Annotated in this window: 15 protein-coding genes; 1 reads left to right on the plus strand and 14 read right to left on the minus strand. The window is 68.6% G+C overall.

Translation table 11 applies throughout. The features are described from left to right. Positions 1 to 73: 73 nt before the first annotated feature. The 4 genes from ABIC51_RS08765 to ABIC51_RS08780 all read right to left on the minus strand — a co-directional run bounded on the left by ABIC51_RS08765 (position 74) and on the right by ABIC51_RS08780 (position 3,734). On the minus strand, positions 74 to 901 hold the full coding sequence (locus ABIC51_RS08765) for an alpha/beta hydrolase (protein ID WP_175899754.1): 828 nt from the start codon (positions 899 to 901) through the stop codon (positions 74 to 76). A 251-nt stretch (positions 902 to 1,152) separates the two neighbouring features. Beyond that, positions 1,153 to 1,536, minus strand: coding sequence for a VOC family protein (locus tag ABIC51_RS08770; protein WP_027787387.1), 384 nt, complete (start codon positions 1,534 to 1,536; stop codon positions 1,153 to 1,155). Positions 1,537 to 1,558: 22 nt separating this feature from the next. Then, complete coding sequence (locus ABIC51_RS08775; protein ID WP_027787388.1) at positions 1,559 to 2,521, minus strand: hydroxymethylglutaryl-CoA lyase; 963 nt, start codon at positions 2,519 to 2,521, stop codon at positions 1,559 to 1,561. Positions 2,522 to 2,543: 22 nt separating this feature from the next. Next, on the minus strand, positions 2,544 to 3,734 hold the full coding sequence (locus tag ABIC51_RS08780) for a CaiB/BaiF CoA transferase family protein (RefSeq protein ID WP_119337039.1): 1,191 nt from the start codon (positions 3,732 to 3,734) through the stop codon (positions 2,544 to 2,546). Positions 3,735 to 3,987: 253 nt separating this feature from the next. Here ABIC51_RS08780 and ABIC51_RS08785 point away from each other — a divergent pair, with 253 nt between their 5' ends. Continuing rightward, complete coding sequence (locus ABIC51_RS08785; RefSeq protein ID WP_354006410.1) at positions 3,988 to 4,953, plus strand: D-2-hydroxyacid dehydrogenase; 966 nt, start codon at positions 3,988 to 3,990, stop codon at positions 4,951 to 4,953. A gap of 258 nt (positions 4,954 to 5,211) precedes the next feature. Here the strand turns inward: ABIC51_RS08785 and ABIC51_RS08790 are convergent, their stop codons facing one another. From ABIC51_RS08790 to ABIC51_RS08835, 10 genes are all read right to left on the minus strand, one after another. Continuing rightward, positions 5,212 to 5,424, minus strand: coding sequence for a hypothetical protein (locus ABIC51_RS08790; protein ID WP_006497261.1), 213 nt, complete (start codon positions 5,422 to 5,424; stop codon positions 5,212 to 5,214). Between the two features lie 354 nt (positions 5,425 to 5,778). After that, positions 5,779 to 6,216 carry a hypothetical protein gene (locus ABIC51_RS08795; protein ID WP_021159623.1) on the minus strand — a complete coding sequence of 146 codons (438 nt, stop codon included), beginning with the start codon at positions 6,214 to 6,216 and terminating at the stop codon, positions 5,779 to 5,781. 112 nt (positions 6,217 to 6,328) lie between these two features. Then, entirely contained in the window at positions 6,329 to 7,261 is a 933-nt protein-coding gene (locus ABIC51_RS08800; protein ID WP_027787391.1) for an ABC transporter permease, read from the minus strand. Beyond that, positions 7,261 to 8,133 (minus strand): ABC transporter permease, encoded by an 873-nt coding sequence (locus ABIC51_RS08805; protein ID WP_175852654.1) that lies wholly within the window; start codon positions 8,131 to 8,133, stop codon positions 7,261 to 7,263. The genes ABIC51_RS08800 and ABIC51_RS08805 overlap by 1 nt, the downstream gene beginning before the upstream one ends. A gap of 46 nt (positions 8,134 to 8,179) precedes the next feature. Next, a complete protein-coding gene (locus tag ABIC51_RS08810) occupies positions 8,180 to 9,259 on the minus strand; it encodes an ABC transporter ATP-binding protein (RefSeq protein ID WP_027787393.1) in 1,080 nt (359 codons plus the stop codon). Between the two features lie 49 nt (positions 9,260 to 9,308). Beyond that, positions 9,309 to 10,475 (minus strand): extracellular solute-binding protein, encoded by a 1,167-nt coding sequence (locus tag ABIC51_RS08815; protein WP_175899755.1) that lies wholly within the window; start codon positions 10,473 to 10,475, stop codon positions 9,309 to 9,311. 284 nt (positions 10,476 to 10,759) lie between these two features. Continuing rightward, positions 10,760 to 10,933: a hypothetical protein gene (locus ABIC51_RS08820; RefSeq protein ID WP_167562610.1), complete on the minus strand. Its 174-nt coding sequence runs from the start codon at positions 10,931 to 10,933 to the stop codon at positions 10,760 to 10,762. 134 nt (positions 10,934 to 11,067) lie between these two features. After that, complete coding sequence (locus ABIC51_RS08825; protein WP_175899757.1) at positions 11,068 to 11,661, minus strand: RBBP9/YdeN family alpha/beta hydrolase; 594 nt, start codon at positions 11,659 to 11,661, stop codon at positions 11,068 to 11,070. Between the two features lie 16 nt (positions 11,662 to 11,677). Continuing rightward, positions 11,678 to 13,042, minus strand: a complete 1,365-nt coding sequence (locus ABIC51_RS08830; protein WP_175899760.1) for an MFS transporter — start codon at positions 13,040 to 13,042, stop codon at positions 11,678 to 11,680. A gap of 171 nt (positions 13,043 to 13,213) precedes the next feature. Continuing rightward, on the minus strand, positions 13,214 to 14,269 hold the full coding sequence (locus ABIC51_RS08835; protein WP_021159631.1) for a beta-keto acid cleavage family enzyme: 1,056 nt from the start codon (positions 14,267 to 14,269) through the stop codon (positions 13,214 to 13,216). Positions 14,270 to 14,300: the final 31 nt, after the last annotated feature.

Below are 14,300 nucleotides of genomic sequence, written 5' to 3' on the forward strand. Positions count from 1 at the left end.
CGCGGCGGCCTGACGCCGATCATACGCCCGGCCGACCCCGCGCGATACGGTGCGGTACGGCGCAAAACAGCGCCTAGCGCGGCGCGATCGACTGCAACGCGGCGAGCATCGCACCGTCCGGCTTCGCGAGATCGTCGAGCACGTCGAAGTGCCGCATGCCGGGGAGCCCGACGTGGACGATCCGTTCGCCTGCCGCTTCGCATGCCGTCGCATAATCGCGTGCCTGCCGGACGAGTTCGGGCAGCTCGGCATCGCCGACCGCAACGACCGTCGGTGCGCCGGGCCCGACATGGCGCAACGGGCTGTACGCGTCGACTTCGCGCGCGCTGAGCTGCAGCTTGTCGTTCAGGACGCACAGCGAGATCGGTTCGAGATCGACGAGCGGGCTGATCGCGAGCGCCGACACGACGCCCGGATGCGCGCGGTACACGGCCGTCAGGTGGCCGCCCGCCGAATGGCCGCTCAGGTGGATCGGCCGCCCGGCGGTACCGATTGCGTCGGGGTCGTTCGCCAGGTAGTCGAGCAGCGCGCCGATCTCGCCGACGATGTCGGTCATCGTCGCGAGCGGCGCCAGCGTGTATTCGGCGAGTATCACGTCGAACCCGCGCGCGAGCGGCCCGCTCGCCGCGTACGCGAAATCCTCTTTCGCGCAGTGCTGCCAGTAGCCGCCATGAATGAACACGAACAGCGGCGCATCGGGCCGACCGCACGACAGCCAGTCGAATCGCTGCGCGGGCTGCGCACCGTAACGCAGGTCGCGCCGGCCGCGCGTCGTGTCGTAGAGCGCCGCGCTGCGCGCCTGCATCGACGCCAGCAACGCCGGGAAATCGGGTACCACCTTCGTGTTCAGATAGGCGGCGTCGAGGGCCGCGCGGTCCATGCCGCGATAGAGGATCGTCATCGGAATCGTATGGGTCGGGTTGCGGAAGCGCGGACGCAGGCGTCGCGTCCGGTGCGAAGGCGGCTTCTCAGTCGCCGAAGCACGCATTATCCGCAGCGCGGCGCGGGCCGGCTATCCGGAATCGGCGAGCGCGGAATCCGGCTGTCCGTTTTCGGCGGCAGATCGATGCGGCAGCAGGCCGCACCGGTACGATCCGGGCCGCATGCGCGAGGGCACGAGGTGCCCGCCGGCGTGCCGGCGGTCGGATCGAGTCAGATCAGCTCGGAGATCTCGATCAGGTTCAGGTCGGGATCGCGCACGTAGACCGAGCGGATCTTCCGCGTCGCGCCCGTGCGTTCGACGGGCCCTTCGACGATCGGCCATTCGACGCGCTTCAGGTGCGCGATCACGTCGTCGAGCGGCACCGACGCGATGAAGCACAGGTCGAGCGCGCCGGGCACCGGCACATGCGCTTTCGGTTCGAACTCCGCGCCGCGCACGTGCAGGTTGATCTTCTGGTTGCCGAAGCGGAACGCGATCCGGCCGGCCCCGAAGGTTTCGAGCTGCATCTGCAGCACCTCGGTGTAGAAATGCGTCGTCCGGTCGGGGTCGACGCAGGTCAGCACGAGATGGTCGAGGTGGTCAATCAGTGCCATGAGGTTCGCTCCGGTTGGTCGTTCACGAGAAAGCGCGTTGCGCGGGCATGTCGCCGGCGTCCGCGCGCGGCGGCGGATGAAGGTCCGAGCGGCGCCCGGCCTTCAGGATCTGGCTCGGCACGTCGTGGCCGATCAGCGCGGGCAGCCGTGCCGACGCGACCAGCACGGCCGCGAGATCGACGCCCGTATCGTAGCCGTCGAGTTCGAGCATGTGCACGAGTTCCTCGGTGCACGCGTTGCCGGTCGCGCCCGGCGCGTACGGGCAGCCGCCGAGGCCGCCGAGCGACGCATCGAAGCGGTCGATCCCGGCGTCGAGTGCCGCGAGCGTGTTCGCGAGCGCCATCCCGCGTGTGTTGTGGAAGTGCAGCGTGAGCTGCAGCGCGCCGAAGCGCTCGCGTGCACGTGCCGACAGTTCGCGCACTTGCGACGGAAACGCCATGCCCGTCGTATCGCACAGCGTGAAGCCGTGCACGCCGAGATCCGCGAAGCGCTGCATCCACGCGAGCACGCCCTCGGCCGCGACGTCCCCTTCCATCGGGCAGCCCATCGCGGTCGACAGCGAGACGTTGATGGCGACACCCGTGCCGCGTACCGCGTCGATCACGTCGCGCAGCTGCGCGAACGATTGCTCGCGCGTCATCCGCAGGTTCGCGCGGTTGTGGCTTTCGCTTGTCGACATCACGAGGTTCACTTCGTCGATGCCGCACGACAGCGCGCGCTCGGCACCACGCACGTTCGGTACGAGCACCGTGTAGACGACACCCGGTGCGCGCGCGATGCCGTGCATCACCGCCTCGGCGTCGCGCAGCGCGGGGATCGCCCTCGGCGACGTGAACGACGTGACCTCGATCTTCGCGTAGCCGCAGGCGCTCAGCGCGTCGACGAGCGCGATCTTGTCGTCGGTGTCGACGAATGCCGCTTCGTTCTGGAAACCGTCGCGCGTCGCGACTTCGTGGATGTAGAGCCGTGTGCGTTGCCCGCTCATGTCGTCGTCTCCTGGTTCGGGTTCAGATCACGCCGCGCGTGCGCCAGTCGCCGCGCGTCGCCGCATCGATGCCGAGCGCTTCGAGTACCGCGTCGGTATCCGCGCCCAGCGCGGGCGCCGGGCGCTCGATGCGCCCGGGCGTCGCACCGAGCTTCGGCACGATGCCGGGCACGAGCACGGGCGTGCCGTCGGGCAGCGCGGCATCGACGAGCATGTCGCGCGCGCGGTAATGCGGATCGGCGGCGATGTCGGCCACGTCGTAGATGCGCCCGGACGGGATGCGTGCGTCGTTCAATGCGGCCAGCACGGCGTCGAGATCGTGCCGCGCGCTCCACGCGCCGATCGCCGCGTCGATGCGTTCGACCTGCGCGACGCGCCCGTCGTTGTGCGCGAGCGCGGGATCGTTGCCGAGATCGGGCCGGCCGATCAGCTCCATCAGGCGCCGGAAGATGCTGTCGCCGTTCCCGGCGATCAGTGCGTACCGGCCGTCGCGGCAGCGATACGCGTTGGTCGGCGCGATGCCGGGCAGGCTGCTGCCGGCCGCCTCGCGCACGGCACCGAACGCCGAGTATTCGGGCAGCAGGCTTTCCATCATGTTGAATACCGACTCGTACAGCGCGACATCGACGACCTGCCCCTTGCCGCCCTGCTGCTCGCGATGCCGCAGCGCGAGCAGCACGCCGATCACGCCGTGCAGCGCCGACAGCGAATCGCCGAGCGAGATGCCGACGCGCACCGGCGTGCGGCCCGGCTCGCCGGTCAGGTGCCGCAGGCCGCCCATCGCCTCGGCGATCACGCCGAAGCCGGGACGGTCGCGGTACGGGCCCGTCTGGCCGAAGCCCGACACGCGCAGCATCACGAGCCCCGGGTTGATCGCGGACAGCGCGTCCCAGCCGAGCCCCCAGCCTTCGAGCGTGCCGGGCCGGAAGTTCTCGATCAGCACGTCGGTTTCCGCGACGAGGCGGCGCACGACGTCCTGCCCTTCGGGCGTGCGCAGGTCGAGCGTCAGCGAGCGCTTGTTGCGCGACTGCGCGGCCCACCAGACCGACGTGCCGTCGTGCAGCAGCCGCCATTTGCGCAGCGGGTCGCCGAGTGCAGGCGGCTCGACCTTGAGCACGTCCGCACCGAATTCGGCGAGCATCCTGCCCGCGAACGGGCCGGCGATCAGTTGTCCGAGTTCCAGCACGCGGATGCCGTCGAGGGGGCGTGTCATGGCTGTCTCCGATGAAAGCGTGTTGTCGATGACGGCGATCATGACGGCGTTCCCGCCCGGCGAAAATCGATCGATGCTCAACCAGCCTTTCCGAAACGGAAAGGCGTGCGCCGCGGCCGTTCACATATGCGGTGCGCCAGCCTTTCCATCCGGGAAAGCGCACTCGCGCAACGGTCAAACGACGGCCCGCGCGCCGCCGGCAGAATCGAACCCGTTCCGCGCCCGCCCCGGGCGCCTGCCAGCGAGGCCCGCCATGTTTTCCGTTTCCTCTCCCGCGAAGATCGTGTTCCTCGACCGCGCGACGCTGTCGCCGCAAACCGTGCTGAAGCCGTTCCCGTTTCCGCACGCGTTGCGCACGTTCGAGCGGACGGCCGTGCACGAGGTCGCTTCGCGCATCGGCGACGCGGACATCGTCGTGACCAACAAGGTGCGGCTCGACGCGGCGGTGCTTGCCGGCGCGCGGCGCCTGCGGATGATCGCGATCGCCGCGACGGGCACCGACATCGTCGATCTCGACGCGTGTGCCGCGCACGGCATCGTCGTGAGCAACATTCGCGGGTATGCGGTCCGCACGGTGCCCGAGCACACGTTCGCGCTGATCTTCGCGCTGCGCCGCAGCCTCGTCGCGTACCGCGACGCGGTGCGCGCGGGGCGCTGGCTCGACAGCGGGCAGTTCTGCTTCTTCGATCATCCGATTCGCGACCTGGCCGGCTCGACGCTCGGGATCGTCGGCGACGGCGTGCTCGGGCGCGCGGTGGCCGGCATCGCGCGCGCGCTCGACATGCGGGTACGGTTCGCCGCGCACGGCGATGCGTCGGGGGACGACTACGCGCCGCTCGACACGCTGCTTCGGGACAGCGACGTGATCACGCTGCACTGTCCGCTCACGCCCGCGACGCGACACCTGATCGACGCGGCCGCGTTCGCGCGGATGGCGCGCCGGCCGCTGCTGATCAATACCGCGCGCGGCGGGCTCGTGGATGAAAACGCGCTCGTCGACGCATTGCAGTCGGGGCAGATCGCGGGCGCGGGGTTCGACGTGGTCACGCAGGAGCCGCTGCCGGCCGCGCATCCGTTCCACGCGATCCTGTCGCATCCGGCCTTCATCCTGACGCCGCACGTCGCGTGGGCGAGCGACGAGGCGATGCAGGCGCTCGCCGATCAGCTCGTCGACAATGTCGCCGCGTTCGTCGACGGCGCTCCGACGCATGTGGTGTGACGCGCAGCCGCGGGATCGTTTCGACGGCTCTACGAGAAAAGCCCCGCTCGATTGCTCGAAGCGGGGCTTTGGATTGGGAGTTGCTTACGCCCTGTTTTGCGGCGTGCGTCTGAATGCCTGACGAGCGCTACGTCAAGGAACTCGGGCCGCCGATGCTGCAGGGCCGGTCTGGCGCTGGTCGGGCCCCGCACTGGAACTTGCCGGCTTTGGCTGCGGCGCACCACCCGGCGCGCTGATCCCGCCCCGAATGCGCGCGTTTCAGTAAGCGGACATCTCGACGCAAGGATCGACCTTGGACGGCGAGCAGATGACCGAATACTTGGCGCTCTCGCGCATCAGCGCTTCGCCTTCGTGCAGCGCGATCTTGATCTCGGGATGACGCTCGTACGCGAGGAATGCCGAGCACACGACCGCGGACATCACGACGAGGGAAAACACAAATTTTTCAAGGGTTTGGAAACGTTCAGGCATGGTTCGACCTATCACTTAGGCCGTGATTATATCTCGAAATAAGGGTTTTCCCTATAAGTCGACCCGCATACCGAGGATGCATTCGGTCGCGCGCGGACGCGATGCTCGCGCCCTTTTTCCCTGCCAGTCCGCGCCTGAGTGTCGGTCGAACAGGATGGGGCGACCGGTTGCGGGGTTCGCGCCGTACCGGCGCCGCCCCGCCGCTGCGCCAGCCCCGGTGCATCCGGCGATGCGTTCGCGGGCAATCGGTCGATGGCGTGAAGTCGGCGGAAGGAGCGGCGCGGCGTTCGGGTGCGACAGGCCGCGTATTACCGGAGGGAAACGCCCCGCCCGTCGCCCTCGCAGGTCACCGCGTCACTGCGGCGCCGACGCGCCGCTTGCCGCATTGCCGGGCCATGCCTTGCCGATCTGGTCGACCAGCGATTTCGCGGTACCCGTCACGATCGCCGCGTCGACGCCGGACGTCTGCCACGAGCCGTCGGCGGCCTTCACGAAGGTCAGGTTCGCGCGCGACGGCTTGTAGTCGGTATTGCGCCACGTGACCACGACGTCGCACGAGTAGGTGCGATCGCCGACCTTCTTGCAGTCGCCGTCGGGCTTCGCCGACACGACATCGGCCGAGACGGGCAGCGGCTGGCCGAACAGCGCGTTCAGCCCGCCGTGGTTTTCCGCCTCGAGCGCGCGGCGCACGGCGGCATCGACGTCGCCCGATCCGGGGCCGTCGTGGAGCAGGTTGCAGGCGGCCAGGAGGGTCGATGCACCGGCGAGTGTCAGCAGCGTCTGGAACTTCATGGATATCCGTTATCGGGGGAACGCCGCGTAGTCTGCAACGTCCGCGTATCGTGCGCGGTATCCATTTGTAACCAATTGCACGGGCGCGATCGCCCCTCCGCTTCTCCCTCGCCTACTGCCGCTCCTGCTTCACGCGGCTCACGAGCTGCGTCGGGCTCACGAACTGCAGCGCGATGACCACCCATACGAGCGTGATGGCCATGTAGATCATCGCCATCGCGTCGATCGACTGCGGCGCGCGCACGCCGGTCGAGAACACCGCGTAATACAGCGCGACGACGAGCGTCTGCGTGCTCGGCCCCGCGGTGAAGAAGGTCAGCTCGAACATCCCGATCGTGCGCACCAGCACGAGCAGCCCCGCCGCGAGCATGCCGGGCACGAGCAGCGGCAGCAGCACATGGCGGAAATAGCGCCACGTGTTCGCGCCGAAGATGCGCGCGGCGGCTTCGAGATTCGGATCGATCTGCTCGATGAACGGCGTCATCACGAGGATCACGAACGGCAGCGCCGGCACGAGGTTCGCGAGGATCACGCCGGGCAGCGTGCCCGCGAGCCCGACCTTGTACATCACGGTGGCCATCGGGATCCCGTACGTGACGGGCGGCACCATCAGCGGCAGCAGGAACACCAGCAGCGCGAAGCGCTTGCCGCGAAACTGCACGCGCGCGAGCGCATAGGCGGCCGGCACGCCGAGCGCGATCGACAGCAGCACGACCGCGCCGACGACCTCGACGGTCACCCACAGCACGCTCGCGAGCTGGAAGTCCGCCCACGCCTTCGCGTACCAGTGCAGCGTGAAGCCCTGCGGCAGCGGCGTGCCGAACCAGCGTGTCGCGACCGAGTTCACCGCGACGGTCGCGATCAGCAGCATCACGTTCAGCAGGAAGAACGCCATCAGCCCCCAGACGAGCGCGTGCCACGCACGGCCGGCGAGATGGCCTGCCATCTTCCGCGGTTTCCTCGCGTCGGCGGGCCGCACGTCGGGCGGGTCGGGCGCATCGTGCTTCGGCGGCCACGCGCGGGCGGCATGATTGTCGGTCGCCATCAGCCCTTGCCCCCCGTCACCGCGCCGGTATAGAAGAAGCGGCGCGCGCCGAGCATCGACGCGACCACCAGCAGCTGCACGAAACCCATCACGATCGCGATCGCCGACGCGAGCGAATAGTCGTAGCTCTCGAACGCCGCTTCCGCCGCCGCGATCGAGATCACGCGCGTGGGCCCGGCCGGCGCGCCGAGCAGCACGGCCGACGGGAACACCGAGAACGCCTGCACGAACGACAGGCACGCGGCCATCGTGAGCCCCGGCACGAGCAGCGGCAGGTAGATCCGCCGGAACTGCTGCCACGGGTTCGCGCCGAGCGTCGCCGCCGCGCGTGCGAGTGTCGGGTCGATGCCGCTGATGTACGAGAGCATCAGCAGGAATGCGAACGGAAAGCCCGACACGATCAGCGACAGCAGCACGCCCCAGTAGTTGTGCGTGAGACGCACTTCGTCGGTGTACAGGTGCAGCCCCTGCAACGCCTGCGGGAACCAGCCGTTCGGCCCGAAATACGTGAGCATCCCGTCGGCGACGAGCACCGTGCCGAGCGTGACGGGAATCACGAGCAGCGTCGTGACGAGCTTCTGGTAAGGCGAATTGCGACGCAGCGCGAACGCGACGGGTACGGCGACGCCGACGTTGAGCAGCGTCGCGGGCACCGCCAGCTTCAGCGTGACGAGCACCGTGGGCCACATCGCGGTGTCGGTGAAGAACTGCACGTAGTTCGCGAGCGCGCCGCCGCCGTTCATCGGCTGGAACGACAGCACGAGACCGTATGCGAACGGATAGATGAACAGCGCGACGATGAACGCGAGTGCGGGTGTGACGAGCCAGGCTTTCGCGTCGCGCGGTGTGCCGCCTGCCGGGAGCGTGCTCACGCGGCCTCCCGGTGGCGCGTTGCAGCGCACGCGATGCGGCGGCCGTTCATCGCGCGTCTCCCGCATAGACGAGCGTGCGCGACGGCGCAACACATAACCGCAAATGCTCGCCCTCCGCGAATTCGCCGGCCACGCGCGCCCAGATCGGGCCGAACGGCGTGGCCGCACGGATCAGCGAATCGCGGCCGCCGTATTCGACCGTTTCGACGGTCGCGTCGAATGCGTTGCCTGCGCCGTCTGCCGCGCGCTCGATGTCGTCGGGGCGCAGCGCGACCGCGACGTCCTTCGCGTCGAAGCCGGCCATCGGCACGCCCGTGAGCCGCACGCCTGCGGCGCTGACGTTGACGTGGCCGCCGGCCATCCCGTCGAGCGTGAACGGCAGCACGTTGCGATAACCCATGAAACGCGCGACGTGCAGGTTGTGCGGGCGCGTGTAGACGTCCTTCGGCGTCGCGACCTGCTGTACGACCCCCTCCTTCATCACGACGATGCGGTCGGCCATCGACAGCGCCTCGTCCTGGTCGTGCGTCACGTAGATCGTCGCGCGTTCGAGCTGCGTGTGGATGCGGCGGATCTCGGCGCGCATCTCGATGCGCAGCTTCGTGTCGAGGTTCGACAGCGGTTCGTCCATCAGCACGAGCGGCGGCTCGATGACGATCGCGCGTGCGATCGCGACGCGCTGCTGCTGCCCGCCCGACAACTGCCCGGGCAGCTTGCCCTCGTGGCCGACGAGCTGCACGAGTTCGAGCGCCTGCTGCGCGCGCCGCCGCGTTTCCTGCTTCGGCACGCCGCGCATCTTGAGGCCGAAACCGACGTTGTCGAGCACCGACAGGTGCGGAAACAGCGCGTAGTTCTGGAACACCATCCCGAAGCCGCGGCGCTCGGGCGGCAGCACGTCGATGCGCGTGTCGTCGAGCCAGATGCCGCCGCTCGTGAGCGGCTGCAGCCCGGCGATGCAGTTCAGCGCGGTCGACTTGCCGCAGCCCGACGGGCCGAGCAGCGCGATGAACTCGCCGCGCCGGATCTCGAGGTCGAGTCCGTTCAGCGCGGCGACCTGCGCACCTTCCGCATTGGTGAAGCTGCGGCTGACGCCATCGAGCCGCAGCCGTTCGAAACTCTGCTTCATTGCGCGAACTCCATCGACGCGGGCGCCGCGGCGCCCGCCGGCCCATGCGTCACTTCGACTTCTGCGAACCGATCTCGCGATCCCACTTCTGGAACGCGGCGACCATTGCCTGCGCGCTGAGCGGCTGCACGTGCGGGCGATCCGCCAGCAGCTTCGCGTATTCGGGGCGGCCGAACTTGCGAACCACTTCCTGGCTGTGCGCGGGCGCCATCTCGAGCGTCACGCCTTTCACCGCCGGGCCCGGATAGAAGTAACCGTCGTCGTAGGTCATCGCCTGCTGCGCCGGTTCGAGCAGGAAGTTCATCAGCTTGAACAGCACGTCGAGCTTGTCCTTCGGCACGCCCTTCGGGATCACCATGTAGTGCGCATCGTTGACCCACGTCATGTTGTCGAACGCCTGGACCCGGAACTCGGCCGGCACGATGCCGAGCGCACGCGGGTTGAGGTCCCAGCCGGTGACGGTCACGGTCATGTCGCGCGTGCCTTCGCCGAGCTCCTTCATCACCGCCGACGTGCCGCCCGGGTAGTACGGGACGCAGTCGTTGAGCTGCTTCAGGAACGCCCAGGTCTTGTCCCAGCCGTTGATCGGGTCCTGCGGGTTCTTGTCGCCGAGCACGTACGGCAGCCCCATCAGGAACGTGCGGCCGGGGCCCGAGTTCGCCGGGCGCGCGTAGATCAGCTTGTTCGGGTGCGCCTTGCACCACGCGAGCAACTGATCGGGTGTTTTCGGCGGGTCGCTGACCTTCGCCGGGTTGTATTCGAGCAGCGGGCCGGCCGGCATGTAGGTGACTTCGAGGCCGAAGCCCTGTGCGAGGTCCTGCATCTTGCGCGGGCCGGGTGCGTACCTGTCGAGCACGCCGGGGAATGCGCCCGCGTTGTCGGGCAGCACCTTCAGCCACAGGTTCTGCTCGATGCCGGCGGCCAGCGCGTCGGTGCCCGTCAGCACGAGGTCGATGTCGGCGCGCCCCGCCGCCTGCATCGCCTTGATCTTGCCCGGCAGCTGCGGCGCCGGTGCGTTCGTGAACGTGACGCTCGACACGAGGGTCGGGTTCTTGTCCCTGAAGGCTTCGATGGCCTTCTGCGTGAGTTGCAGGTTGCCCGCGACATCGACGATGTTCAGCGATACGGGGGCGGCAACGGCTGCCGAGGCCGACAGCGTGAAGCCCACGGCGAGTGCGATCCGGCGGACACGGCGAGCGATCGTGGTGGCGTTCATGTCTCCTCACTTCGGTCGGTGGATGGGACCTTTCTTTTCAGGAAATCATGACGGCGTTATACGATGTCGGTCAACAAAAAACCGATCGGCGCGGGGCGGGACTTTCCCTGACAAACACCTTCCGGTGAGTGCCGATTTGGTTACCTGGCAAGATGGGCCGGGGATCGCGGCTGGACGCCAAGTCGTCTTGCGACGTCATATCTCTGCGGGGGGCAATCCGGGCGAAGCGGATACAACGGGCCCCGACCGGATCGGTGCCGTCAGCGTTCGGCAGGCCCGGCAAATCAGCGGTTCTTCAGCGCGATCAACACGTCCCGGTGTCCGGAAATGACTTTTCGCGCCGCGCGCGGCACGTCGCCCTTCTCGGCTTCGGTCGAAGCCTTGACCTCGCTGGTGGGACGGATGATCGTGCGGGGTTTCAACGCGACTTCGTACAGCACCTTTCGTTTGGGATCCACGACGGCATTCCGCAAAAAATGACAGTGATCGACCGCTTGTCCGTCAATCGGATGCAGCGGTCGCGTCGCTGTCAGTCATGGCGTCCGACGAACGGACGAAAACGGCCGCAAGGCCGGCAAACAATGCCCGAATATCAATTCCTCAAGCCTGAATCGCCTTCGCCCAACGCCCTCACCTCGTCGATCAACCGTTCCGCATCACGCCACTCGCCATACCCGGACGCCGGATTCAGGTGCCCCACCTCGCCGAGATCGACGAGCCTGCTGCCCCACCCTGCCGCCAGCGTTTCGACGCGCTCGTAGCGCGCGAGCGGATCGTTGCGGCTCGCGGCGACGATGCTCGGAAACGGCAGCCGCCCGGTCGGCACCGGCGTCCAGCCGTTCGCGTCGATTGCGTCGGGCGCCGGATAACCGGCGGGCATCGGCGTATCGAGATCGGCCGGCGCCGCGAGCAGCGCGCCGTGGATCTTGCGCGTGGCCTGCCGCGCCCAGTGCACGGCAATCATCACCCCCGCGCTGTGCGCGACGAGGATCACGGGGCCCTTGATCGCGGCCAGCGCCGCATCGAGCGCCGCGACGCGTGCGGCGCGGCTCAGCTTGTCCGCTTCGAGCGGCGCGACGGCGCGTGCGTTCGGCAGGCGCCGTTCGAGGTGCGTCTGCCAGTGGTCTTCGACGTGATCGCGCAAGCCGGGCACGATCAGGATGGTGGGTGCGGTCGTCAGGGTCATGCAGCCTCCGAAGCGTTCAGGAAAGTCTGGGCGCGCGCCGTTCGCGTTCGACGCGCGCGAGGTCGGCCACATAGCTCGCGCGTCCGATCGCGAACAGCACGGCGGCCATGAGCGGCACGACGGGAATCCATTGGAGTGCGCCGACGAGGCCGGCGCGATCGGCGGCCCACCCCGTCAGCAGCGGGCCCGGCGCCATGCCGAGCAGGTTGTTGGCGAGCGTGAGCGTCGCGAACGCCGACGCGTGGATCGCGGCCGGCGTCAGGTTCGCGACCATCGCGCCCGACGCACCGGACGCGCCCGCGCCGACCAGCATCCCCGCGCAGATCAGCGCGAGCTGCAGCGGCCCGGGCGGCAGCCGGAACGCGACCGCGAGGCAGACGCCGGTCAGCACGCAATACGCGATCGCGGTCAGCCACTTGCGCTTGCCGTCGGTTTTGCCGACGCGGTCGGTGACGATCCCGCAGCCGACCATCCCGATACCCGCGAGCAGCACGAAGCCGGCGGCGAGCACGGCCGCGCGGTCGGGCGCCATCGCGTAGTAGCGGTTCAGGTAGCTCGGCAGCCATGCGAACAGCGCGCCCGGCACGAACAGGTGCAGCCCGCTGCCGAGATACGCGCAGATCACCGAACGCGACGCGAACAGCCCCGACATCAGCACGCGCACGCTGCCGCGCAGGTCACGCGGCGTGTCGGTGTCGCGCCGGCAGGGTTCGGCGCCGTATTCAGTGCCGTATTCGGTGCCGTATTCAGAGCGATATGCGGCGAGCCGCCGTTCGGTCACAACGCAGCGATACGCGACGAGCAGCACGATGCCGAGCGCGGCCATCACGCCGAACGACCAGCGCCAGCCGAGATGCGTGCCGACGAGCCCGCCGAGCGCCATGCCGAACACGGAGCCGAATGCGCCGCCGGCCATGAACGCGCCGGTCAGCGTCGCGCGCAGCCGCGCCGGGAAGATGCTGAGGATCAGCGCGACGCCGACGCTGCCGTACGCGGCTTCACCGAGCCCGACGAGGCCGCGCGCGACGAGCATCTCCGTGTAATGGGTCGACAGCGCGCAGCCGAGCGTCGCGACGCTCCACAGCGCGGCCATCAGCACGATGCTGCGCACGCGCCCGAAGCGGTCGGCGAGCACCGACAGCGGAAACGTCAGCAGCCCGACCAGCAGCGCGACGACGCCGGAGAGCGAACCGAGCTGCGTGTCCGACAGCGCCCATGCTTGCTTGAGCAGCGGGAACACGGCGTTGAGCACCTGCCGCGACATGTAGTCCGACAGCAGCAGGCCGACGGTCAGCCCGAACACGAGCCACGCATAGGCAGGCGCGCGCCGGCCGGCGGCGGCGACGTCCTGGATCGACGGCTCGACATGATGGATCAGCATGCGTGTCTCCTCCGGCACCGGAGCGATCGTGCTCCGGCGCGGCTTGCGTGGCCCCGCTCCGTTGACCGGAGTCCGCCCCCGCATCACGCGCGGGGATGGGTGCCACGCCACAACGATCGGCGGGCCGCGGCCGCCATGGCCGCGGGCCCGGATGCGCGGATGCGCGGCGCGTCAGGCGGCCCGCAGCGGCACGTTCGGCTGGCCCGGCCGGCGGTTCGGCGCCATCCCGAGCTGCGCGAGGGTCTCGTCGATGCCGTCGTACTGCACGCCGATCCGGTAGATCGCCTTCGCTTCCTTGCCGGTCGCGATGTCGCGGCCGAGTTCGCGCGCGATCCGTGCGCACTGCTCGACCTGCTGCACCGACGTCATCCGGTTGCCCTTCTGGTCGATGATCGTGTCCTCGATCCCGCAGCGCGGATGCAGGCCCAGCGCCATCGCAACCGTATTGATCGGCAGCACGTTCTTCATCAGGGATTCGAGCGTGATGCACGCGCCGTCCGGGCAGCGCCGCACGAATTCCATGAAGTTGTACGGATTCGGGCCGTCGAAGCCGCCGCCGATGCCGACCCACGTGACGTTCAGCGGGCCGCGATAGACGCCGCGGCGGATGATCCGTTCGAGCGTTTCCAGCGCGTGCATGCCGGTGAGCTGGAAATGGGGCTGGATGCCGGCCGCCTGCAGGCGGCGCAGGTGCTCGTCGACCCAGCCGGGGCCGGCCGGCACGGTCATCTCGCGGTACGCGTCCCACAACGCGGCTTCGTTCAGCGACGTGCCGGCGATGTCCTTGCGGTTCATCAGCTCGGTGATGTTCATCTGCACGGTGTTGATCGCGACCGTCACCTGGTCGGGCTTCGGCGTCAGCTCGGCGAGCATGTGGCGCGTGTCGTCGGACAGCCATTTTGCTTCCGCGCCGTCGCCTTCCGGCGCGAACGAGATCGAGCCGCCCACCTGCAGGATCATGTCGGGCACCGCCTCGCGCAGCCGGCCGAGCAGCTCGTTGAACTTCGACAGCCGCTTGCTGCCCTTGCCGTCGAGTTCGCGCACATGCAGGTGCAGCACCGTCGCGCCCGCGTTGTAGCAGTCGACGGCCTTCTGCACGTGCTCGTCCATCGTCACCGGAATGTCTTCCGGAAAATCGGCGGGCATCCATTCGGGGCCATACGGTGCGACCGTGATGACTACCTTGTCCTGGTTTTCCGGGTGCAGCGAATCGTCGAGAAATTGCATGTCGTCCTCCAGTGGAAATCGTTTTTGTGCA

Origin of the sequence: Burkholderia sp. 572, from assembly GCF_040545135.1 — a bacterium.
In the GTDB taxonomy this organism is placed as follows: domain Bacteria; phylum Pseudomonadota; class Gammaproteobacteria; order Burkholderiales; family Burkholderiaceae; genus Burkholderia; species Burkholderia cepacia.